Genomic DNA, 24,623 nt, shown 5'->3' on the forward strand with positions numbered 1-24,623 from the left:
GAAGGTTGAGAGCGCAGAGAAAACCCCATGCTCTTTTAGCCTCCGCGATCTCCGCGTCTCCGCGTGAATTCCAGTGAGTTTTCTTTCACGCGGAGACGCGGAGGCCGCGGAGGAATGTTTCATGGGAAGGTATGCTGTTCGAAGGTATATGCCCTGCACCCAAGCCACCTCCGCGAGCGTGGTTTCTTTTTTTCAGGAATTCCCCACCCATGCGTGACCGCGAAATCGTCGAGCGCGTCCGGGACGCGACGGACCTGCTGGCCCTGGTGGGCTCGGCGGTGAAGCTGCGCAAGCAGGGCTCGGCCCACGTGGGCCTCTGCCCCTTCCACGCGGAGCGCAGCCCCAGCTTCCAGGTGGTGGCCAACCGGGGCTTCTACCACTGCTTCGGCTGCGGCAAGCACGGCGATGCCTTCGCCTGGCTCATGGAGCGCGAAGGCATGACCTTCCCCGAGGCCCTGGAGCAGCTGGCCCGGGCCGCGGGCATCGACCTGCCCCAGCGCCGCGAGCGGCCCTCGGCCGAAGTGGATCTGGAGACCCGCATGCGGTCCGCCCTGGACGCGGCCCAGACCTTCTTCGAGACCCAGCTCACCCGCCACGAGGGCGCCCGGACCTACCTCCGGGACCGCGGCTACGAGGGCCCCTTCCTGGCCGAGGCCGGTTTCGGCATGGCCCCGGACGCCTGGGACGCCCTGGTGAACCACCTGCGGGGGCTGAATTTTTCGGGGGAGCTGCTGGAGCAGGCGGGCCTGGCCAGCCGCAGCGAGCGGGGCACCCAGATCGACTTCCTGCGGAACCGCCTCACCATCCCCATCCACGACGCCCGGGGCCGCGTGGTGGCCTTCGGCGGCCGCATCATGGGCGAAGGGCAGCCGAAATACCTGAACACTCGGGACACGCCCCTCTTCCACAAGGGCGGCACCCTCTTCGGCTTCCACCGCGCCAAGGGCGCCATGAAGGACGGGGCCCTGGTGGTGGAAGGCTATTTCGACGTGCTGCAGCTGCATCAGCACGGCATCCACCAGGCAATCGCGCCCCTGGGCACGGCCCTTACTGACGAGCACCTCAAGGCCCTGGGCCGCTTCACGCGCCGGGTCATCCTCTGCTTCGACGGCGACTCGGCCGGGCGCCGGGCCATGGAGAAGAGCCTGCGCATGGCCCTGCCCCTGGGCTTCGAGGTGCGCCTGCTGGAGCTGCCCCAGGGCGAGGACCCCGACACCTGGTGCCTCAAGCTGGGCGGCGAGGCCTTCCGGGAGCTCCTGCGCGCCGCGCCGGACTGGACCGCCTTCATGGTGGACCGGGCCATGGAGGGCAAGGACCTGCGCCGCATCACGGACCGCATGGGGGCCTTCAAGGACCTGCTGGACTTCCTGCCCTACCTGCCCCGCACCACGGAAAGCCGCGATCTCTTCGCCAGCCTGGCCCACCAGCTGCAGGTGCCCCTGCAGGAGCTGGACCGCGCCGTGAAGGGCCGGGCCGTCCCCGCCCATCCCCAGGAGGCGGACGCCCCCCTCTCCCCGGGACTGCCGGAGCTGGACGACCTGATCCGCTCCCTGCTGCTGCTGAGCACCGCCGGTGAGTGGCGCCGGGTCCAGGAGGCCCCCCCCGCCTGGTGGGAGAGCCTGCAGGGCGCCCCCCTCCTCCAGGCCCTGCTGGATGCGGAAGGCGAGGTCAGCCTGCTTCCCGAGGGTGCCGTGGCGGCCCTGCGCCACCTGGAGGCCCAGGCCAGCCGGCAGGATGAGGCGGGCCGGGATGCCGATTCCCTCTTCGCCAGGCTCGAAGGGCGCTACGTGGACCGGGAGATCCAGGCCAACAACCGCCTGCTGCAGGATCCTGCCACCATGGTGGACGCGGCCCTGATGAACCGGGTCATGACCCGGCAGAACGATCTCCTGGCCCGCCAGAAGGAGCTTTCCCGCCGGCGCAGGGCCTCCCGCTGAACCCGGCCCTTGCCTGAATCCCTGGATTCCGTATACTGAAAAGTTCCGGATTCGGCCGGTACATTGGCCGAACTCTGCACAACCCTCGGCCACCGGGTCCCCCGGTCCGACGTTCGCAGCGCTCTTTGAGGTACGAATGGTTCCGACGCCGCACCTAGATACCTACTACACCCTGACCAAAGCCCTGATCTCCATCGGAAGGAAAAACGGATTCCTGCTGGTCGACCAGCTGAATGACTTCCTCCCCAACACCGCCTCCAGTCCCGTGGACCTGGAGACGGTCATGGCTCTGTTCGCTCGGTTGGGTGTGGGCATCGGTGCCACCGAGGAGGAGGCCCAGGCGGCCCGCGAGGCCATCGAGCCCGAATTCGTTCTCATCGAGGGCGGCGGCAAGGGCGACAAGGATCTCGAAGTCGAGATCGACAGCCCCGACAGCGACAAGTTCAACGACCCGGTCCGCATGTATCTCAAGGAGATGGGCACCGTGCCCCTCCTGAAGCGCGAGGACGAGGTCGAGATCGCCAAGCGCATCGAGGTGGGTGTCCGCAGCGTCATGCGCGCCCTTTCCCGGTCCCGCCTGGCCGCCAGCCTGCTCATCGACATCGGCCGCATGCTGAAGGAGAACCCCGGCAAGATCCGCGAGGTCGTGGGCCTCTCCGACGAGGTGGATGACGATGAGGATGCCGAGAGCACCTCGGCCACCCAGCACGTCCACCACCAGTTCGAGAAGCTGCTGGTCTTCGACCAGGCCCTGCAGGACCTGCTGGAGCTCAAGGTGCAGGTGGACGCCGGCACCAAGACCCTGCCCAAGCGCCGCAAGCTGGGCCGCGAGATCCTCCAGGCCCGCGGCCGCCTGTCGCGGCAGATCCGCAAGCTGGGCCTCAACAGCCTGGCCGTCACCCGCCTCATCGACCGCATCACCCACCAGCACAGCCAGGTGATGGCCGGCGAGCGCAAGTGCCGCGAGCTGCGGGACCGGCTCAAGAATCCCGCCTTCGCCAAGCTCAAGGACAAGTACAAGGACGAGCTGGCCCACATCGAGAAGACCCTGGCCGACTTCTTCATCAAGTACGAGACCACCAGCGAGCAGTTCCACAAGGACTTCAACGGGCTCAAGGGCGCTGAGAGCATCAGCCGCGCCGCCAAGGCGGAGCTGATCGAAGCCAACCTGCGCCTCGTGGTCAGCATCGCCAAGCGGTACACCAACCGCGGCCTGCAGTTCCTGGACCTCATCCAGGAGGGCAACATCGGGCTCATGAAGGCCGTGGACAAGTTCGAATACAGCCGCGGCTTCAAGTTCTCCACCTACGCCACCTGGTGGATCCGGCAGGCCATCACCCGCGCCATCGCGGACCAGGCCCGCACCATCCGCATCCCCGTGCACATGATCGAGACCATCAACAAGCTCATCCGCACTCAGCGCGAGCTGGTGCAGAAGCTGGGCCGGGAACCCTCCAGTGAGGAGATCGCCCACGCCATGGACATGCCCGTGGGCAAGGTCCGCAAGGTGATGAAGATCGCCCAGGAGCCCATCTCCCTCGAAACGCCCATCGGCGAGGAGGAGGATTCCCACCTTGGCGATTTCATCGAGGACAAGACCGTGGTCTCCCCCGTGGAGCAGGTCGTGCAGCAGCGCCTCAAGGAGACCGTCCGCAACGTCCTCAACACCCTCAGCGAGCGCGAAGAGCGCGTCCTCCGCATGCGCTTCGGCGTGGGCGACGACGGCTCGGAACACACGCTGGAGGAAGTGGGCAGTGAGTTCGCCGTCACCCGCGAGCGCATCCGGCAGATCGAGTCCAAGGCGCTGAGGAAGATTCGCCACCCCCGCTACTCGAAGACGCTGAAAGCGTTCCTGGGATAGTGACCAGCCACACCGAGGCCCGCACGGCATGCCGTTGCGGGCCTCGTCGCGTACGGTTCTGACGGTGTCCCTCTACCCCAAGTGCGGCTAGCCTGAGTCTGTGACCGATGCCAAAAGCCCCTTCGCCCCGCTCCGCAGCCACCTCTTCCTGGCGATCTGGATCGCGGCCATGGCTTCCAACGTGGGCACCTGGGTGCAGAGCGTGGGCGAGAAGTGGCTCATGGCTGAGATCACGCGCTCGCCGCTGCTCATGAGCCTCATCGAGACGGGCTCCACCTTGCCCATGCTGATCCTGTCCATGCCGGGCGGGGCCATCGCCGACATCGTCGACCGCCGGCGGCTGCTCCTGACGACGCAGGCCTGGATGCTCCTGGCGGCCTCCGCCATGGCCATCTTCTCGGCGCTGCACCTCGTGACGCCCGGGCTCCTCATCACCATGTCGCTCCTGCTGGGGGTCGGTGCGGCGCTCAACGCCCCGGCCTGGCAGGCCTCCGTGCCGGACCTGGTACCCAAGGACCAGATTGCCGCCGGCGTGGCCCTCAACAGCGCCGGCTTCAACGTCAGCCGCGCCGTGGGCCCGGCCCTGGGCGGCCTCGTGGTGGGCTGGCTGGGCCCCACCTGGGCCTTCGCGCTCAACGCCGTGTCCTTCGTCGGCGTCCTGGTGGTCCTCAAGGGCTGGAAGCGGCAGCCCGTCACCACGGATCTGCCGGCGGAGCGCTTCAGCGCGGCCATGAAGGTGGGTCTCCGCTACACCCGCCACCGGAAGGAGCTCCAGGTCATCCTGGTGCGCGGCGGAAGCTTCGTCTTCTTCGGGGGACCGATCTTCTCGCTCCTGCCCACCCTGGCCATCCATCACCTGAACCTGGGCTCTTCGGCGTTCGGATTGCTCCTGGGCTGCGTGGGCGTGGGCGCGGTCGCCTCCACCCTGGCGCTGCCCACCCTCCGGGCGAAGGTCACGCCCAACCAGCTCCTGGCCCTGGCCACGGCCATTTTCGCCACGGGCCTGCTGGTGCTTGCCTTCGTGGTCCGGGTCATCCCCGTGGCCCTGGTGCTGCTGGTCTGCGGTGGGGGCTGGCTCACGGTACTGAGCACCTGCAACACCGGCGTGCAGCTCTCGGTGCCCTCCTGGGTCCGGGCGCGCGCCCTGGGCGTCTACATCACCGTGTGGGGCGGTGCCATGGCCGGCGGCGCGGCCTTCTGGGGCTGGGTGGGCGAGCACTGGGGCATCCACACCGCCTTCGCCTGGGCCGGCGTCGGCATGTTCCTGATGCTCGCCCTCACCGCACGCCTGAAGATCCAGGCCCTGCACGAACCCATGGACCTGAGCCCCCACCGCCAGCAGGCCCATGCGCCCGAACCCATCCATCCGGACGAGGGGCCCATCCTCACGGTGCTGGAATACCGCGTGCCCGAGGAGCGCAAGGCCGCGTTCCAGGAGGCCATGCGCGAGGTGCGGCGCATCCGCATCCGGGACGGCGCCGTGCGGTGGTCGCTCTTCCACGACCTGGCCCCGCCGGAGCCTGGCCAGCTCCGCTTCGTCGAGAGCTTCCTCAGCTCCAGCTGGGGCGAGCATCTGCGGCAGCACCACCGCGCCACCGTGGAGGATCGCGCCGTCTTCCGGCGCGCCTACGCCCTCGGGATCGAAGCGAAGCCGAGGATCCGCCACCTGGTCGGCGCCTGGGAGGACCGCGACTCCCTCCTCGATCGCATCTTCGAGTAGGTGGCGCACGGAGGCTAGGAGGCGCGGGCGGTTTCGGTCATGCTGGAGCCATCGCATCGGAGCGGATTCGCGTGCTTTCCAAGGACCAGACGCTGGGCAAATACCAGATCCTGGACCGCCTGGGTTCGGGCGGCTTCGGAGCGGTCTACCTGGCCATGGACACCTGGGTGAACCGCAAGGTGGCCCTCAAGGTGCCGCACCAGCAGCAGGAGGAGATCGTCGACCTGCTGAAGGAGCCCCGCATCATGGCGGGCCTGAAGCACCCCAACATCGTCGAGCTCATCACCGTCGAGCGGAAGAACGGCATCTTCTTCATGGTGCTGGAATACGTGGAGGGCGAGGGCCTGGATCGCCTCATCCGCCGCGAGCGCGCCCTGCCGCCCACCCGCGCCCTGGAGATCGGACTCGACGTCTGCTGCGCCATCGCCTTCGCCCACGGCCACCAGATCCTCCACCGCGACCTGCGCCCCGCCAACATCCTGGTCAACCGGGACGGCGTGGCCAAGGTCACGGATTTCGGCACCTCCCGCGTGCTGGAGATGCAGCACGTGCCCTACGCGCCCACGCGCATCGGCTCCCCGCCCTACATGGCGCCCGAGCACTTCCGGGGCCGGGCCGTGTTCCAGTCCGACCTCTGGTCGCTGGGCATCACGCTCTACGAGATGCTGACGGGCACCGTGCCCTTCTATGACGCCGATCCCCTGAAGATCGCCCAGGCCTTCACCACCCAGCAGATCGTGGCGCCGCACCTGCGGAATCCCATCGTGCCCAAGGCCTTCTCCGAGGTGGTGATGAAGGCCCTGGCCGTGAACCTCGGCGAGCGCTACCTCTCCGCCCAGGCCCTCCTGGAGGCCCTCCGCCGGCTCAAGGAGAACGTGGCCCGGGAGACCCGGCCGCTGGGCAACGCCGTGCTCTCCACCTCCACCTCCGGCCCCCACCCCACCTTGCGGGCCGCCACGCAATCCCGGCTCTGCCGCTTCTGCTACCGGCAGTTGCCCCGCATGGCCATGGTGTGCCCCAACTGCGGCGAAAAGACCACCTGATGGACTGGCATCCCGCCAAGGACGCGGTGCGACGGCTCTGGCGCCGACGGTGGGTGCGCCGCGTCTCCTATGCCCTGGTGGGCGGCGCCACCCTCGCCACCGTGACGCCCTGGATCGCCTCCCGGCCGGCCGTCCTGCGCTGGGTGGTGGATCGCGCCGATGCGCTGGTCCGCGAGGAGACGGGACTCCCCCTGGCCATCGGCCGCATCGAACTCCATCCCATGCTGGGCTCCCTGGTGCTCCACGACGTCCAGCTGGGCGGCGACCTCCTGACCATCCGGCGGGTCGAATTGCGGGCTGACCTGTGGTCCCTCCTGGGACCGACGCGCCGCATCTACCGCGTCCAGGTGGAGCATCCCCACCTGCGCCTGACCGAGGCTGGCCTCGCGGCGATCAAGCTCAAGGAGCACCCGCCCCGGAAAGGGCCCCTCCCCCAGTTCCGCCTCGACAGCTTCAGCCTGACCGGCGGGGAGGTCGACGTGCCGGAGCCGGTGAGGGGGATCCCCGCCCTGCACTGGCTGTTCGAGGCCAAGGCCACGGGCCTGGGACCGAACCACCTGCGCATCGAGCTGGCCGGGGCCCAGCTGTCCGTGAAGGGCCCCCAGGGCTGGGAGAAGGGTCGCCTGGATCTGAACGGCGAAGTCTCCGAGCCCGCCCTGGTGGTCCATGAAGCCTACCTCCGGCTGGGCGACAGCCAAGCCCGCCTGATCGGCCGCTTCGAGCCCAAGACCCCCACCACTGCCGACCGGGTCGAGGCCCGGCTGTCGGGACTGCTGGACCTGGCCCAGGCCGGTCGCTGGGGTGGCGCCACCAAGCCCCCCCTGTCCGGCAGCCTGGACCTCCTCGCCACGCTCCGGGGCTCCCTGGCCCACCCCACCTGGACCTTCACGGCCGAAGGACAGGACCTGCGCCCCGGCCTGGCCACCTTCGTGCCCGGCAACCTGGACCTCAAAGGGAGCGGCAGCCTGGACCAGGCCCGGCTGGAGCACCTGCGCTGGGCCTCCCCCCAGGGCGACCTCGAGCTGCAGGGCAACTGGTCCCGCAGCGCCCCGGTCCAGCTTGACCTCCAAGGGAAGAACGTCGACCTGGACGCCCTCACCAGCATCCTGCGGCTCCAGGAGTTCCGCGGCACCCAGGCCAGCGTCCAGGCCAAGATCCAGGGCCCCCAGCCAGGCTCCCCGCTCGAACGCCCCGACCATTGGCAGGCCAGCCTCCAAGTGGGGATCGCCCAGAACGGCCGGGAGGCCGGTGGGTTGTCGGCCAGCCTCGACCGGGGACGGGCCACGCTGGATCAGCTGAAGCTGGATCTGGACACGCTGAAGCTCGACGGCACGGGTTGGGCCACCCTGGATGCCCGGGGCCTGGTCCAACTCGAAGGTGAAGGCCACACCGAGGTGGGCGCGGAACAGGTGGCCCGGGCCCTCCAGGCCTGGAAGATCGTCACCCTGGACATGGAGGGCCGGACCAGCGCCCAGGCCAAGGTGCGGTGGAGCCGGGCGAATGGCCTGGAGCTGGATGGGTCCGGCCAGGTGGACCACCCCCGCTGGCACGGGGCAAGGGCTGACCAGGTGCTGGCCAAGGTGGTCGAGATCAGGGGCTCCGACCTCCGGATCAGGAACATCGAGCTCACCAAGGACCAGGGCACCGGGGGCGGGGAGCTGTGGCTGACCTGGGCCAGGACCGCCCCCGGGCAACCCCAGATGGACATGTGCTACACCGCCCACCGGCTGCCAGTGGCCGAGGGCCTGCGGGCCGCCGACCTCAAGGACGAGGCCGGGAAGGACCTCCCCATCACCGGCATCGGCAGCGGCTGGGTGCGGCTCCATGGCCCCTACGCCAACCTTGCCATGTACGGATCAGCCCAAGCCGAGCAAGGTGAAGTTTACGGAATAAGAATTCCAGCGGCCTCTGCCGACTTTTCCATGGACATCGAGACCCTCCAGATGAAGCTGACGGGGGTCCGGGTGGCCGAGCGACCGGACCTGCTGGGTCACGGTGAGGTCCCCCCGGAGGGCGTCCTGGCCCTCCAGGGACAGGCCGACATGGACTTCCAGCGCTGGACCTGGTGGGTGGAGCTGGGCGGGCGCCTGGATTCCCAGCTGCTGACCCTGCCGGGGCCCCGGTTCCAGGCCCAGGTGGAGGCCCGGCTTCTCGGACCCATCACCCGCCCCTTTGGCGGCTACGACCTGCCCGAGGGACGGATCCAGCTGAGCCGGGGCCGGATCTTCTTCGGCGACCGCAGCGTGGAGGGGCTCCAGGGCCGGGCCACCCTGGACAGGGGCGCCCTGGAGGGCCAGCTCGGCATCGAAGGCATGGCCAGTCCCCTGCTGGATCTGCGCGTCCACCAGGAGGGTCCCGACCTGGCCGGTGACCTGAGCCTCAAGATCTCCCCCGAGAGCGCCCGCACCGAGCTGCTGGCCCGGGGCCTGACGGATGACCTGCTGGAGGACCTGGCCCTGTCCGCCACGGCCAAGGGCCGTTGGACGAACGGCCGGGACCTGGCCTGGAGCGGCTCCCTGGATCGGCTGGCGGCCCAGTTCGGCGCCTTCGAGCTGCACCAGACCGGTTCCTCCATGCTGCGGGGCAACGCGCTCGGCGCCACCGTGGACCTGAGCCTCGAAGGCGGCGCCCGCGGCCCGGTCAGCGGGGTGAATCCCCAGGCGGCTCACGTCCACCTGTCGGGCACGGTCCCCTTCTCCGGCTCGGCGCCCCTGGCGCTCAAGGTCCAGGGCTCGGCGGACCTGGCGCACATGAAGGCCATCCTCGACCGGTTCATGGAAGTGGACGACTACAGCCTGCTCTCCGAGCTGACCGTGCAGGGCACCAGCCGCTTCGACACCCTGGCCCATGGCACCTACCTGGAACCGCTCCTGGACGGGGTGGTCTCCCTGGACAAGGGGCGCATGAACCTCCGGGGCTACCAGGGCGCCGAGGACATCCAGGCCGAGGTGGTGCTGAAGGACCGGACCGTCACCATCGCCGAGGACCACCCCGTGCGCGGCACCCTGGCCCACGGCGAGCTCAGGGCCAGCGGCGCGATCACCTGGCGCCCGGGCGGGCTGGACACCTATGCCCTCAAGGCCCTGCTCACGAACTTCCAGCTGCGGGACGTGCCCGACGGCCTGGACCTCCAGGGCACCCTCGAGGCGAACCTCACGGGCACCGAGGAGGGCGGCCTCCTCAAGGGCCGGCTGCGGGCGGACCGCCTCAGCTACCAGAGCGAGGTGAAGCTGTCGGACCTGATCCTGCGCAGCGCCCTCAGCGACAGCGGCGGCCTCACGGGCCTGGACCTGGATGATCCCCTCGAGCGCATCCGCCTCGACCTGGAGCTGGACCTGCGGACGCCCTGGAGCTTCGACACCAACCTCCTGAAGCTCGAGGGCCGCACGGATGGACCCTTCCAGGTGCTCGGCACCCTGGGCCACCCGGTGCCCAAGGGCACCATGGTCTTCCAGGCCGGTGGCCGGGTCACCAACATCTTCCCCGCCGGCGACATGGTCGTGGACCGGGGCTCCCTGAGCTTCTCCGAGCTGCGGGCCCTGGATCCGATCATCAACATGCAGGGTAGCGTGAGCTCCATCCCCGGCTACACCGTGAACCTCGACATCCACGGCACGCTCAGCAACCTCACCATCCTGCCCAGCTCCACCCCCAGCCTGCGGCAGGACGAGATCGTGGCCATCCTGATCAACCCCGGCAACGTGGCCAACGTGGGCACGGCCGGAGGCTCCTCCGGGGCCACCCAGGGCGCGATCACCTCCGGGCTCGCGAGCGCCGGCTCCGGGCTCATCACCACCCTCGCTTTCGCGCCCTTCCAGGAACAGCTGCGCCGCACCCTGGGCCTGGACCGGGTGAACGTGGCCGTGCGCACTACGACCCTGGGCAGCACCGAGACCGAAGTCACCCTGGGCAAGAGCATCAGCCTGCTGGGCCAGCGCAGCGCCTTCGTCGTCTCCCACAAGAAGAGCGGCGAGCTGAGCATCACCTCCGGCCAGGTGGAGTGGCGCTTCGGCAACCTCATCCTCCAGCTCGGCGCCAGCAAGGGCGGAGGCACCGGGGTCAACCCCTCCGGCGAGATCCGACACACCTGGAGCCCCAAGTAGCAAAGGAGCTGCGCATGATCACGGTGAAGGCCTTCGCACGGTACCGGGCCCTGCTGGGCTTCAGCGAGCTGAGTCTCCCCGCGGCGCCCACCCTGGGCGACCTGCTGCTCGACCCGCGCCTGGCCCCCCTGCCCCAGGAGGCCCTGCTGGCCGTCAACCAGAGCTTCGCCGACCGCGCCACGCCGCTGCAGGATGGTGACGAAGTGGCCCTCATGCCGCCGGTGTCCGGGGGGTGAGCATCCGTGCTGGATTTGATGAAGGGAATTTCATAAGCGGAGGAGAGCTGAGGGGCGGAGGAGAGCGGAGAAAGACCACATGGCTATCGGCGAGGCTCAGCCTGAACGCTTCAAGATCAACAGCGGAAACCGCAGATGGCACAGATGGCCGCCGACACCATGCGCATGGGCCCGCCGCAGGCGGCCTCCGGCATGGCCGGAGGTCAGTGGGGGCGCCGCGTCCGAGCCCCCAAAAAGGCGCGGCTGCGGCGCCCCCACTGAAGCCCATGCTGGCGAAGCGATACCCCCCAAACAAACCTGCGAGTGTTTTTTCAATCTGTGTGAATCCGTGAAATCTCTGGACCGATGGCCTTTCCTGCGGCCATCTGCGACATCTGCGGTTTCAGTCTTTCAGGCTGAATCTCGCCGATGTCCAGGAAAGACGAACGGGAGTTCTTCTCAGCTTTCCTCAGCTCTTCCGCTTTCCTCCGCTTCTTTCCCCATTCCTTGACCCACAAGCCGCTCAGCCCTCGCGGCGGATCTCCAGGACTTCGCCGCCGCTGAGGCGCAGCAGCTCCTGGAAGGCGGGCTCGCGACGGAGGCGATCCTCCGGGCGCTCGGTCTGCGGGGCGCCGTCCTCCTCGAAGCGGACGTCGAGTTCCTTCAGCCCCGGGAACACCGCGCCCAGAGCCGCCAGCAGGTGGGGGTTGGCACGCTCGCGCTCGAGATCCTGGAGGGTCTGCCGCACGTTGCCAGGGAAGGCGAGACGGAGCACGGGCGGCTCCCAGTGCAGGTCCGTGGCCAGCTGGGGGGCGGTGCCCAGGGCCCGGAAACCCGGGACGCGACCCATCGCCTCCGCGCAGGCCTGGCGCCACTGGGAAGACGGAGGCGGCCCGCCCGCCGGGGAGGGGCGGAACGCGGGAGCTGGCGCGGGGGCGGGAGCCGGCCGCCTCGGCCCCTCAGGCGCCGGCGCGACCTGGGGGGCCTTGGGAGGGACCGGCGGCGGACCTGCGGGCGAAGCTGGGGGCGGACCCAGGGGCCGGGGCGACGCACCGGCCGTGGCCGTGCCGGAGACCAGGGCATCCAGCGGCGCCAGGTGGGGCAGCTGGGCGGCCGTCACCAGGGCCAGCTCCACCACCACGCGCGGGAGGCTGCTGTCGCGCAGGTCGCGCTCGCGGCTCAGCAGCAGGTTCAGCATCCGGGCCCAGCGCAGCAGGTCCTGGGGCCCACGGCCCGAACGGGCCTCCTGCTCCAGGCGGTCGCGGAAGGCCAGCACCAGCTCCCGCCAGAAGGTGGCCCAGTCGGCGCCCTGCTCCGCCAGCTCGCGGCAGGACTCCACCAGGGCCGCCGAATCGCCGATGGCCAGGGCCGACATCACGCCCTGCACCAGATGGGCGCTGACGATGCCCAGCTGCTCGCGGACGGCCTCCTCCTGGACCTTGCCGTCCCCCGCGGAGATGACGCGGTCGAGGATGGTGAGGGCGTCGCGCATGGAGCCCTGCCCCGCCTCGGCCACCAGGCGCAGGCTCTCGCCCTCGAAGGTCACGCCCTCCTGTTCGCAGACATGCTTCAGGCGGCCCTCGATGAGGCCCACGGGAATGAGGCGGAAGGGGAAGATCTGCACCCGGCTCTTGATGGTGTCGGGCACGTCCTGCAACTCAGTCGTGGCCAGCACGAAGATCGCGTGGGGCGGCGGCTCCTCGATGACCTTCAGCAGGGCGTTGAAGGCCTCGGTGCTGAGCATGTGCACTTCGTCGATGATGTAGACCCGGTAGCGGCAGAAGGCGGGGCGGGTCTGCACCTGCTCGCGCAGGGCCCGCGCGTCGGCCACGCTGGCGCGGCTGGCCGCGTCGATCTCGACGATATCCAGGCTGCTGTCCGGCTGCTCGGCGGCCCGGCAGGGGTCGCAGACGCCGCAGGGCGTGGCGGTGGGCCCCTCCGCGCAGTTCAGGGCCCGGGCCAGGATGCGGGCGGTGCTGGTCTTGCCCGTGCCGCGCACCCCCGCGAAGAGGTAGGCCTGGTGGATCTTGCCGCTCTCCTTGGCCCGCTTGAGGGCGTTGGCCAGGGCCTTCACGCTGCCCTCCTGCCCCACGAGGTCGGACAGGAGTCGGGGGCGGTATTTGAGGGCGAGGGTGGTCATGACGGAACCAGTCTCCCACAGGGCGGCAGCACCCGTCATAAGCAAGTCTTGGGATCCCATAGGCCGGGCTTTCGGGGTACTCTGCTCCTCATCCCGAAGGACATCCGATGCGCGGAGCAGCCCGGAACGAGCACGATGCGTGCGGGGTTGGCTTCATCGCCAGCCGCACCGGCGAGGCCTGCAACCAGATCCTCAAGGACGCCCTCCATGCGCTGAAGTGCGTCGAGCACCGGGGCGGCTGCGCCGCGGACCAGGTGTCCAGCGATGGCGCGGGCGTCATGACCGACATCCCCTTCGAGCTGCTGGGCTACAAGCCCGGCGAGATCGCCGTGGCCAGCCTGCTGGCCCCGCCGGACCTGCTGCGCCTCCAGGAGTCCCTCTCCATCTTCCGGTCCACCTTCGACTTCTTCGACCTCAAGGTGCTGGCCTTCCGCGAAGTGCCCGTCGCCCCCGCGGTGCTGGGCGAGGACGCCCGCCGCACCCTGCCCGCCCTGCGCCACGCCATCATCCGCCGCCCCGCCCACTGCCGCACGGACGCCTCCTTCGAGAAGCTGCTCTACAACGCCAAGCAGGTGCTGCGCACCAAGCTGTCCGAGGCGGGCATCAAGAACGAGTTCTTCTTCGCCTCGCTGTCGGCGCGGACCATCGTCTACAAGGCCCTCACGCGGTCCGCCGACCTCGACCGCTTCTACCTGGACCTGCAGGATCCCCGCTACGCCACCCGCTTCGCGCTGATCCACCGCCGCTTCAGCACCAACACGCGGACCTCCTGGGACAAGGCCCAGCCCTTCCGGCTCATCGCCCACAACGGCGAGATCAACACCATCGCCGGCAACCGCTCCCGCGCGATATCGCGCGAGATGTCCATCGGGCTCAAGGCCGACCAGCTCGTCACCCACGGCTCCATCAGCGACTCCGGCAGCCTCAACGAGATCGCCGAGGCCCTGCTCTACCGCAGCAGCATCCCGAACATGGAGGACATCCTCGCCATCATGATGCCGCCTGCGGAGGGGCAGAACGACTTCTACACCTTCTGGAGCCGGGCCATGGAGCCCTGGGACGGCCCGGCCATCATCATGTTCTCCGACGGCATCACCGTGGGCGCGCGGCTCGATCGCAACGGCTTCCGCCCCGCGCGGTGGACCCTCACCGACGACCGCTTCATCCTCGCCTCCGAGGCCGGCGCCTTCCCCGTGGACGAGGCCCGCGTCGAGAAGAAGGGCATCGTCTACGCCGGCACGGGCGTGAAGCTCACCCTGGCCACGGGCAAGGTGAACTTCCGCGACGCCAGCCAGTCCCGGGAGAACCGCTACGCGGCCTTCGATCCCCGCGCCACGCCCATCGGCTCCCTGCCCGACGAGCAGGCCCCGGAAGGCCCCGTCAGCGTCTTCCGGAAGACCCTCTTCACCTGCTCCCGGGAGGAGCTGGAGAAGATGATCTATCCCATGGTGGCCACGGGGAAGGAGGCCATCGGCTCCATGGGCGACACGGCCCGGCCCAACGTCTTCTCCTCGCAGCCCCGGCCCTTCTTCGACTACTTCTACCAGCACTTCGCCCAGGTCACGAACCCGCCCCTGGACTACCTCCGCGAGGGCAACATCACGGACCTGCGGGTGTTCCTGGGGCGGGCGCCGAACATCTTCTTCCCCAAGGACCTGGTGCCCCTGCGGGAGGCCCTGGAGCTGCCGCGCCCCATCCTCGACCTGGGGCAGATGCGCTTCCTGAACCGCATGCAGACGCTGCGGCCCTCGGAATCGCAGATCATCCCCCGCAGCTTCCCCATGCTGTTCCGGCGGGTGGACGGCATCCGGGGCTTCCACGCCGCCATCGAGCAGCTGGCCGCCGACGTGCGCCGGGCCGTGGAGACCGGCACCACCGTGATCATCCTGAGCGACCAGGATGCCACCGTGGAGCAGCCGCCCATCCCGGGCCTCATCGCCCTGCGGGCCGTGGTGCACACGCTCAACGAGTCGGGTCTGCGCCTCAACGCCTCCATCGTCATGCAGACCTCCGAGGCCCGCACCTCGCACCACGTGGCGGCCCTCATCAGCTTCGGCGCCTCGGCAGTCTGCCCCTCCCTGGCCCTGGAGATCGCCCGCCGGGACGAGCATCCCTCCTTCGCCCACCTCGCGCCGGACCAGCGCGAGCAGAACCTCATCGCCGCCCTGGAGTCGGGCCTGCTCAAGATCATGGCCAAGTGCGGCATCTCGGTGGTGCAGAGCTACATGAGCGCCAAGCTCTTCACGGCCGTGGGCCTGGGCCCCGAGCTGATGGAGATCTTCTTCCCCGGCCATGCCAGCCCCATCGGCGGCATCGGCTACGAGGAGCTGGCCGGCGACGTGCTGCTGAAGACCGGCTTCGCCGCCCAGTCCGGGTTCCAGGACAAGCTGCTCCACACCCACCAGTTCCGGGAATCCGGCAAGCCCGGCGAGGGCGAGAAGCACGGCATGACGTCGGCGCGGTCCCGCATCGTCCACCGGCTGGTGGGGCTGGACCCGGACCTGCCCGAAGCCGCCGAGATCTTCCGCGAGTACCTGGCCTCCCTCAAGGAGGATGAACCCATCAACCCCCGGCACCTGCTGGCCTTCCGCGAGGCGGCCGAGCCCCTGCCCCTGCCGGAGGTCGAGCCCCGCTCGGAGATCCTGGCCCGCTTCGGCGCGGGCGCCATGTCCTTCGGCGCCGTGAGCGCCGAGAGCCAGCGCGACCTCATCCTGGCCATGGAGGCCGCGGGCGGCCGCAGCAACAGCGGCGAGGGCGGCGAGAACCCCTACTACTGGACCGACGGCCTCACGGCCAGCACCAAGCAGGTGGCCTCGGCGCGCTTCGGCGTCACGGCCGAGTACCTGGTCTCGGGGCAGGAGATCCAGATCAAGGTGGCCCAGGGCGCCAAGCCCGGCGAGGGCGGCCAGCTCATGAAGGTGAAGGTGGACGCCACCATCGCCAAGGCCCGCTTCTCCCTGCCCGGCGTGGACCTCATCTCCCCGCCGCCCCTGCATGACATCTACAGCATCGAGGACCTGAAAGAGCTCATCTACGAGCTGAAGCAGGTGCACCCCGCCGCCAGGATCAGCGTGAAGCTGGTCTCGGGCACGGGCATCGGCACCATCGCCATGGGCGTCGCCAAGGCCGGCGCCGACATCATCTACATCGCCGGCGGCGATGGCGGCACCGGCGCCGCCACGCTGGGTTCCATGAAGCACGCGGGCCTGCCCTGGGAGTTCGGGCTCATGGAGGCCCACCGGGCCCTGCGCGAGAACCGCCTGCGCGACCAGGTGGAGCTGCGGGTGGACGGCGGCCTGCTCACGGGCAAGGACATCGTCACCGCCGCCATCCTGGGCGCCCAGGGCTTCGAGTTCGGCAAGCTGCTGCTGGTGGCCGAGGGCTGCATGATGGCCCGCATCTGCGAGAAGAACACCTGCCCCGCGGGCATCGCCACCCACGACCCCAAGTTCAAGGCCCGCTACACCGGCAGCCCCGAGGCCGTCCTGCGCATGCTGACCCACCTCGCCGAGGACGCGCGCCGGCACCTGGCCGTCCTGGGCCTCGGCAGCCTCGCCGAGCTGCAGGACCGCACGGACCTGCTGACCATCGCCCCCGCCCATGCCACCTTCGTGCATGACCGGAAGCTGGACCTCTCCGCCTTCCTGGAGGCGCCCGCCGCGGAGGCCGGCGACGCCATCGTGGTCGTCCCCGAGGGCGTGGGCCTGCTCAACCGGCAACTGGTGGAGGCCGCCCGGCCCTTCCTGGACCAGGGCGGCGAGCATGAGCTGGCCTTCCCCATCGGCACCGAGGACCGCGGCGTCCTGGCCACGCTCTCCGGCGAGATCGCCCAGGGCATCCGCGAGCGACGGCGCACCGGCGCCGATCCCGCCGTACCGGGCGGACTCCGGATCACCTTCCGCGGCAGCGCGGGCCAGGGCTTCGGGGCCTTCCTCACCGAGGGCCTGCACGTGAAGCTGCTGGGCGAGGCCAACGACTCCGTGGGCAAGTCCATGTCCGGCGGCACCCTCGTCCTGCGGCCCGGCCCGCTGTCCAAGTACCTCCCCGAGGAGAACGCCATCCTCGGCAACGGCGCCCTCTACGGGGCCACCGCGGGCCGCTTCTTCGCCCGGGGCCTCGCGGGCGACCGCTTCTGCGTGCGCAACAGCGGCGCCACCGCCGTGGTGGAGGGCGCGGGCCACCACGCCTGCGAGTACATGACCCGCGGCGCCGTGGCCATCCTGGGCCAGGTGCTGGCCAACGCCGGCGCCGGCATGACCGGCGGCGTCCTCTTCCTGCGCCGCGAGCACGAGGCCCGCGTGAACCGCGACTACCTGGCCGGCATCCCCTGGCGCGCCGAGGAGGAGGCCCAGTTCCGCAGCCTCCTCGAAGCCCACGCCCTCGAGACCGGCAGCACCACCGCCGCCACCCTCCTGGCCGACTGGAAGGGCACGCTGCAGACCTTCAGCCCCTTCGTGCCCGTGGCCGTGGCCGCCGACTTGACGACCCGCTAGGGCCTGTTCTCAACGTGGAGTACCGCCGGGCCAAGCGCAGGCCCCCTGCGGGACCTGCGATCCCCGGAGCCACACGCCCGCCATCGGCCACGCCGATGCGGCCCCATCCGCTTCGCAGCTGGGGAACGATGTCCTGCCTGGCCCCGTGGCCGGCGCCGCGGCTCACCCCCACCCTGGACCAGACCCCAGATCACCCACCTGCCCCCCGGCGGGCGGCCCCCAGGCACCGGCTCCCGTCCGTGCCGTACCGGTCTGCCTATCCTTTCGATACCCCCACGGCATTTTCAACACTTAGCTCCTGCGAGACCCTGATTAGGCGAACCACGAACCCTCTCGTACTGAACGCCTAATCCGGGCCGTCCCCCTCCCGGCCCTCCCTCCGGCACCCATCGGGCGACCTGCGCCAGGGCGCATGGCCCCGAAAGAACCGGCTGGAAGCCTGACACAGCGCGCCCTGGCCCCCCTCCACGCCCCACCCCGCATCCATTCGAACCACCCGCCAGGCCCCAGTTCACCCTAAAATTTAGTCCTGCATCGCCAGCCAAGGTATCGGTCCCCAAAAACCCCCGTCCGTCCGCCCATCACCGGTCTGCCTATTCAGGCCCAGTACTTCAATATCCCCGTGGTCGGTTCAACACTTACCTCATCCCCCTCCCCCGGATAGGCGTACCCACCCCCCCAAGCGGACGTCGTCCAATTACTAGTTAGGCAACATTTTGGAAGGCACCTAATGACTTCAGGATATTGGAAGAAGGTGGCAGCAACTGCCCTGATAATTAGTCTGGTGATCTGCAAGTCCTCTTGGGTATTCATGTTTCTTTCTTGGGGGAGCTTTTCTGACTCCTTCTATAATGCTCACATCAATGTTGTTAACTGGCCGAGTGTAAAACTTGGATTGCTTCCATATTTCACTGACGCCGTAGGCAATAAGGGCATTGATATGGGTGCTGCGTTAGTAGGGCCACGTTCAACCCTGGTTGATACATTGGCCTGGCTTCCGGTTGGATTTGCTGTGGCTCATTTATTTTTCAAATTCAAGTCAAGGAATGTTGCCTAACCTCTCGCTCTACTCGGGCCCCGCCTCTATTGGCTGTTCCAGTTCGAGCGGGGCTCAATTCAAGGCCCGTCACTGCCTAACCTCTCGCTCCACTCGGACCCCGCCTGCATTGCCCTTCGCTCTCTCTCAACTTCTCGCTTCCTCGGCTTCGTTCAGCGCCTCGGTGCAGGCGGTGCCGGTGAGCTTCTTTCGTTAGGCATCGCCTTCCCAAACCTCTTACTCGGTTCTTTTTCATCCGCTCCAGTACTCGGTTTCAGCCAGGTTTCGTCGGGGCTGTTTGGGCCAACCTTCTCAATTCGGCTCATACTGGGGCCTCTTGGCCAACCAGCATTTTGAACTTCACTTCCCAGGGGCTCGGCCTAACTTCCCGCTCAAGTCGGACCCCGCCTGCATTGCCTTCCGCTCTCTCTCAGCATCTCGCTATCTCGGCTCCGCTCAGCTCCTCGGTGCAGGCGTGGCCGCTTAGCTTCTTTCGTTAGGCCGCTCTATAAGATTTCGGGTTTCTGCTTCATTGCAGGTTTCTTTGAATCCCAGCGTCTTTCTCGGGCAGCTCGAAGGGCAGCCTGGTTCTTCGTGGCCCACCAGTTCACGGTCTGGTTGAGTTAGGCATGCTGGTACCCTGGGTTGGTCAACCAGCTGTTCTCATTGTCCAAGCCCGCAAGCTCAAACTTCCAAGTTCGCTGCCTAACCTCTCGCTCAAGTCGGACCCCGCCTGCATTGCCTTCCGCTCTCTCTCAACATTTCGCTACCTCGGCTCCGCCCATCGTCTCGGTGCAGGCGTGGCCGCTTAGCTTCTTTCGTTAGGCCTCTCGCATGAACTCGCGCTGGCGATTCCTCACACCATTGGTCCTCGGAGTTCTTACCGGGGTGGCCATTCATGCCTTCATTGAGGGGCCTTCTGTCTGGCGCTACACCTCAGGCGCGGAGCTTGGGTTTCCAACAATTCCAATCATGAAGTACAACCTCGTCACCCGAAGTGTATACATTCAGCGAAATGGTGGTTGGGTTCGGCTTTCCCCAAACCCTCCATTGCCGGGCGACCATGATTTCCACCCTGGCCAGTCTCAATCACTAGGTCAACCTGTAACTAAATGATCCTATTCATCGGCCTAACCCTGCGCTGCACTCGGACCCCGCTTGCATTGTCTTTCGCTCTCTCTCAGCTTCTCGCTTCCTCGGCTTCGTTCAGCGCCTCGGTGCAGGCGGGGCCGGTGAGCTTCTTTCGTTAGGGCGCCTACCCAATGCCAGAAGTCACCATCAGAGTGTTCCGGTGTGTGGATGACCAACGCGAATTGGTCCGTTCTCTGAGGGTCCAGACAGAGTCAGGGAAGAAAATGACCGCTTCCCGCGCTTTGAAGATCCTCCTTGCTCAGTTCCCTGAACTTGGTCATGTCCACCGTCTCCTCCCATCGCCGGAAGGGTGGTATTACTTTCGAGCCATCGAACCAAAGCCGAACTGCTCGTTTCACTACAAATGGGAACACTACTATGTCTCCCCGTCGCCCTAACCCTCCGCTCAACTCGGACCCAGCCGCAAGCGGCCAGGTCCTCCCGCCCTGGCAGTTCTTTCACCCGTTATCCGCCAATCGTTTCAGCCGCGGCTGGTCCGGTTAGCTTCATTCGTTAGGCGCCATCCACTCCCATGGAGAAATGCTATGAGTTCTGGTTCAGAAATTCCGCTTATTGCCGCAGCAGCAGCTGCCTCTTCGACCATGAATGCAATCAAAGCTTTTGGTGTCATTGTCCGAGTTGACGCAAACGATTTCGCTTCAATTCTCCGAAAACAGGAAGCCCCCTTGGTTGTTGTCTCGGGTTCCTTCTTCGGTCGGTCCAAATTTCTTTGCAGCTACAAAGGGTTGACCTTCTTCTGCAAGGCTAAATCGAATCAGAGCGTTGAATTTCCGCCTAACACTGAAATCATCAATAGTTCATCTATCTCCATGCCGTATCTCTAATCTATAGGTTAGTCCGAGCTACTACATGTAGGCCCTTCAGCCTAACCCTCGGCTCAACTCGGACCCCGCCTGCATTGCCTTCCGCTCTCTCTCAGCTTCCCGCTTACTCGGCTCCGTTCAGCGCCTCGGCGCAGGCGGGTCCGGTTAGCCTAATCCGTTAGGCGCCACACCATGAGAACTGCAATTCCCTTGATGCTCGCAGGTGCTGCCTTACTCGGGCAGGCTCCTAGTACTAAGCCAATTGAATGGGTTGGAACCTGGGAATTCCAAGAAACTTGGCCCGGTCCTCAGGAAACGACGAACTGCGTTGTCTACAAAATTCATATCATGCGCAGAGGTGTGGGACTCGGCGCTCAAATTGAATCAGATGGCTACATGACATTGGGCAGAGTCCTGGCGACAGCAAAACAAGAAGGCGGCACCATCCGTTTGTATTTCTTGAAAGCCCAAAGCGATGACCGTTCCCCACAATACAAGCCTGGTGAACTACTCCTTGAATTGTCTAAATCCAAAGGAAAGACCATCACGACTTGGCATGCCTTCCTGCCAACTCTCGACAAGTTCCAATCCCCAGGTGAATACTTCCAGCAAGCCCTCCCGTAGCGCCTAACCCTCCGCTCAACTCGGACCCCGCCTGCATTGCCTTCCGCTCTTTCTCTTCGTTCCGCTTCCTCGGCTTCGTTCAGCACCTCGGTGCAGGCGTGGCCGGTTAGCTGCTTTCGTTAGGGCCATCCCCATGCAAACGATAAAAGTCTTCATGGCCCTCCTGTTAGCCACTGGGACTTTGTCAGCGGAGAACGCTCCGAATCATCTAGAGCCACCGCCGCTGTTCTTTGCGAATGGCCTCTCTTCTGCAATCAAGGTGCTTCTTCCTGGGCGTTCCAGCGAACTATGGATGATTGGGGCTCCAGCATTCGGTCCTGACTACTCAATAAACATTGTTAATATTTCTATTGGTTACGAAAGGCCAGTTTTTGAACTTAGGTACCACCAAGCAACCAAAAGTTATCTCCTTCCCGCACCTCCGCCACCTCCTCCTCCACCTGGTGCTGAGAGTGAAACTGAACAATCAGAACCGGAATCACCCAAAGAAGTGGTAAGAACTGTTCCTCTGGAAACATCTTTCGTGAAGCCAATTTCAAAAATATGGCGCCGGGTTATCAGACGCACAAGGTACGGCGCGGACCAACCAATGCATATGGGTCACGATGGTTGCCTGTTTATATTTGGCTCAGGCTGGTACACAGGGGCAACTTGGTCGCCATCCCGACAGATCCCTGGCAAATTGGTTGAGCTTTCTGATTTGTTGGTCGAATTGAGCAAATCCACCCACCATCCTGATACCACCCTCCAGTCAAAAATCTTGGGTATCTGCAAAGAACTAGCCCACGCGTTAGATACGGAGCCTGCTCCCCGATGGCCCTAACCCCTCGCTCAAGTCGGACCCCGCCTGCATTGCCTTCCGCTCTCTCTCAGCATTTCGCTATCTCGGCTCCGCTCGCCGTCTCGGTGCAGGCGCGGCCGCTTAGCTTCATTCGTTGGGCGCCTGAAAGTAGATATGTTCACCCACCCAGATTTTGAAGTGATCCCTTTCGAAGAGGTCCCGCTGGATCGAGATGTGTTCTTGATGGGAGAACAATGGCTCAAGGATTACGAGTCCGCCATGATCTCCATGTTTGACGGAGGTGAATATCCGAATGTTGGATATATCGCATACGCGGCAGTGCGACGGGTCGGCGAGAGTGCCCTCGAGATTTCCTGGTACCCCAATATTCATGACAGATTTCATGAGGTCAGTGTTTTTCTCCCCCGTGATCAGGTTGTCGTTTCTGTCGAGTCATCACAATACGGAGAAAAGGTTCATATTTTTGTAAAAGATGAATGGCTTGATTCACTCTATTCAAGACCCTATTCACTATTTGCTTTGTTTGATGTGATCGGGGTAAAAAAAGCGATCAGGTCTGGTCAACTCTCAAATGAGCGTCTTGCCAACCTTCGTAACCGAATTGATGACTTAGCGAAGACTCACCCAGAAGTGGCATTCATAACTTATGCAGACAGTCTATTGATCAAAAGCCAGTGGAGAGCCGGCTTCTTCGAGAAAAAGGTAAAGTACCAATATGAGCCAGAGGCCTTGGTGCTCCTTTATCCAGAGATCGCATCGATTTATGGTGAAGTATTAGGCATGCCCATCTACGGAGTATTCGTTCAAGGCCAGAATGAATACTTCGATTCATCCTTGCTTCACATTTCCTCATCAGGAAACCATGTTTGCCTGAATAGTCTCGGCCTTCCCTTTGCTCAGTTAATGGCTATCGATTCCGCCGTCCGGAATGCATTAAAATCAGGCTCTCATCCAAAATGCGAACTCTACCTTGAAGAACACTTCTATCACTCAATTCGATTCCGCCATGAATTTGATAAAACAGGCCAGCCAACCGCCTTATACGAATCCCCGCTCACTGGGGACGACAGAGGTTATTACTACTGTTCCTTTGAATCTATCCTTTCTAATTTAACAACAGGTAATGGGTCATGATCACGGCACGCCGCCCAACCTCTCGCTCAAGTCGGACCCCGCCTGTATTGCCTTCCGTTCTCTCTCAACATTTCGCTATCTCGGCTCCGTTCAGCGTCTCGGTGCAGGCGTGGCCGCTTAGCTTCATCCGTTAGGCCTCCCGAATGCTCCCCGAATCCCACGTCTGGATATTTAACTTCGTTCGTTAGGGCTCCCCCATTGATCCCCATTCTCCGAGTGTTCCTCGTCGCTTCGGCAGTAACCATTGCCTGCGCTGCGGGAGAAGCCCCAATCAGAGAACAGCAGGCGGCACTTCTCAAGAGCCTCGAGTCCCTTTTCATCAGGCGTGACCTGGGCTCGCTTCACAACCCAGGGGGAAAGAAAGTTTCAATTCTGATTGTTCATTCACTGATTGAGCCGCCAAAGGGCATTGAACAAGCTAGGTTCCGTTCCTTCAAACAGATTGAACAATGGCTTCGGTCACATGAGCGATTCCACGACGAGTCAATCAATGAGCACCACCCATTCCGTGAAGTTCGAAAGGGGCAATTCTCAGGGCCGGACCGGTACGAGTACGACAACATGGGCATTAATCACAACACATGGTACTTAAGCCAGGTCGACTTCACCCAAACAAATGGTCGGGTCACTATCTCCAAGATCGTAATCTACGATGGTGATTGAATCGCTCGCCCTAACCTCTCGCTCAAGTCGGACCCCGCCTGCATTGCCTTCTGCTCTCTCTCAGCATTTCGCTATCCCGGCTTCGCTCATCGCCTCGGTGCAGGCGTGGCCGCTTAGCTTCATTCGTTAGGAGTCCCACCCGTCATGAGCCATGAAGAGGCGTTCGTGAAAGCATTCATCACGTCTGAAAAGCAGGCGCGATGGGCTCAATTCCTCTCAAGCTCTAAACGTCGAAAGGAAATTCTTGATCGTTTGAACCACAATCTTCCCTACATTCCCGCACTCGGCACCGAGGTTCCAGGCAACCAGGATTTCCCTGCTGAACTCGAGAAGTTGCTCAAGGCAAAAGGGGCAGGCCCCACCTGCCACGTGATCGTGGATGGATTGAAGATCGATGGTCAAGAACTCCCGCTCTCCGAGGCACTTACCCAGATTTGCATGCACGAATTCGGGGCAGTCCTTTCGTGCATCCCCGGGCGTCTCGCATACTACAAACCGGAGTCCCCAAACCGAGGCGTCATCCTCGAACGGCTCTCCCGATGACTCCTAACCCTCCGCTCAAGTCGGACCCCGCCTGCATTGCCTTCCGCTCTCTCTCAACTTGTCGCTATCTCGGCTCCGCTCAGCGTCTCGGTGCAGGCGTGGCCGCTTAGCTTCATCGTTAGGCCTCTCGCATGAACTCGCGCTGGCGATTCCTCACACCATTGGTCCTCGGAGTTCTTACCGGGGTGGCCATTCATGCCTTCATTGAGGGGCCTTCTGTCTGGCGCTACACCTCAGGCGCGGAGCTTGGGTTTCCAACAATTCCAATCATGAAGTACAACCTCGTCACCCGAAGTGTATACATTCAGCGAAATGGTGGTTGGGTTCGGCTTTCCCCAAACCCTCCATTGCCGG

12 protein-coding genes are annotated in these 24,623 nt (G+C 65.2%); 11 read left to right on the forward strand and 1 reads right to left on the reverse strand.

Annotated elements, in window-relative coordinates; genetic code table 11:
- The first annotated feature begins 209 nt into the window (after window positions 1–209).
- From dnaG to QOZ81_RS08880, 6 genes are all read left to right on the forward strand, one after another.
- Complete coding sequence (gene dnaG / locus QOZ81_RS08855) at window positions 210–1,937, forward strand: DNA primase (protein ID WP_291198797.1); 1,728 nt, start codon at window positions 210–212, stop codon at window positions 1,935–1,937.
- 136 nt (window positions 1,938–2,073) lie between these two features.
- Complete coding sequence (gene rpoD, locus QOZ81_RS08860) at window positions 2,074–3,798, forward strand: RNA polymerase sigma factor RpoD (protein WP_291198795.1); 1,725 nt, start codon at window positions 2,074–2,076, stop codon at window positions 3,796–3,798.
- A gap of 100 nt (window positions 3,799–3,898) precedes the next feature.
- Window positions 3,899–5,518, forward strand: coding sequence for an MFS transporter (locus tag QOZ81_RS08865; protein WP_291198793.1), 1,620 nt, complete (start codon window positions 3,899–3,901; stop codon window positions 5,516–5,518).
- A gap of 71 nt (window positions 5,519–5,589) precedes the next feature.
- Window positions 5,590–6,561, forward strand: a complete 972-nt coding sequence (locus QOZ81_RS08870) for a serine/threonine protein kinase (RefSeq protein WP_291198791.1) — start codon at window positions 5,590–5,592, stop codon at window positions 6,559–6,561.
- A complete protein-coding gene (locus QOZ81_RS08875; protein ID WP_291198789.1) occupies window positions 6,561–10,664 on the forward strand; it encodes a translocation/assembly module TamB domain-containing protein in 4,104 nt (1,367 codons plus the stop codon). The genes QOZ81_RS08870 and QOZ81_RS08875 overlap by 1 nt, the downstream gene beginning before the upstream one ends.
- 14 nt (window positions 10,665–10,678) lie before the next feature.
- Window positions 10,679–10,900: a MoaD/ThiS family protein gene (locus tag QOZ81_RS08880; protein WP_291198787.1), complete on the forward strand. Its 222-nt coding sequence runs from the start codon at window positions 10,679–10,681 to the stop codon at window positions 10,898–10,900.
- 502 nt (window positions 10,901–11,402) lie between these two features.
- On the opposite strand, the gene dnaX is transcribed toward QOZ81_RS08880, so the two are convergent.
- Window positions 11,403–13,019 carry a DNA polymerase III subunit gamma/tau gene (gene dnaX, locus QOZ81_RS08885; protein ID WP_291198785.1) on the reverse strand — a complete coding sequence of 539 codons (1,617 nt, stop codon included), beginning with the start codon at window positions 13,017–13,019 and terminating at the stop codon, window positions 11,403–11,405.
- 107 nt (window positions 13,020–13,126) lie between these two features.
- On the opposite strand from dnaX, the gene gltB reads away from it, so the two are divergent.
- The 5 genes from gltB to QOZ81_RS08910 all read left to right on the forward strand — a co-directional run bounded on the left by gltB (window position 13,127) and on the right by QOZ81_RS08910 (window position 24,269).
- Window positions 13,127–17,512 carry a glutamate synthase large subunit gene (gltB, locus tag QOZ81_RS08890; RefSeq protein WP_291198783.1) on the forward strand — a complete coding sequence of 1,462 codons (4,386 nt, stop codon included), beginning with the start codon at window positions 13,127–13,129 and terminating at the stop codon, window positions 17,510–17,512.
- A gap of 2,712 nt (window positions 17,513–20,224) precedes the next feature.
- Complete coding sequence (locus tag QOZ81_RS08895; RefSeq protein WP_300714407.1) at window positions 20,225–20,524, forward strand: hypothetical protein; 300 nt, start codon at window positions 20,225–20,227, stop codon at window positions 20,522–20,524.
- 171 nt (window positions 20,525–20,695) lie between these two features.
- Window positions 20,696–21,127 carry a DUF5991 domain-containing protein gene (locus QOZ81_RS08900; RefSeq protein WP_291198781.1) on the forward strand — a complete coding sequence of 144 codons (432 nt, stop codon included), beginning with the start codon at window positions 20,696–20,698 and terminating at the stop codon, window positions 21,125–21,127.
- Window positions 21,128–22,082: 955 nt separating this feature from the next.
- Entirely contained in the window at window positions 22,083–23,063 is a 981-nt protein-coding gene (locus QOZ81_RS08905) for a hypothetical protein (RefSeq protein ID WP_300714409.1), read from the forward strand.
- Between the two features lie 807 nt (window positions 23,064–23,870).
- A complete protein-coding gene (locus QOZ81_RS08910) occupies window positions 23,871–24,269 on the forward strand; it encodes a hypothetical protein (protein WP_300714412.1) in 399 nt (132 codons plus the stop codon).
- Window positions 24,270–24,623: the final 354 nt, after the last annotated feature.

The sequence above is a fragment of the Geothrix sp. genome (genome assembly GCF_030219325.1).
Lineage (GTDB): Bacteria > Acidobacteriota > Holophagae > Holophagales > Holophagaceae > Geothrix.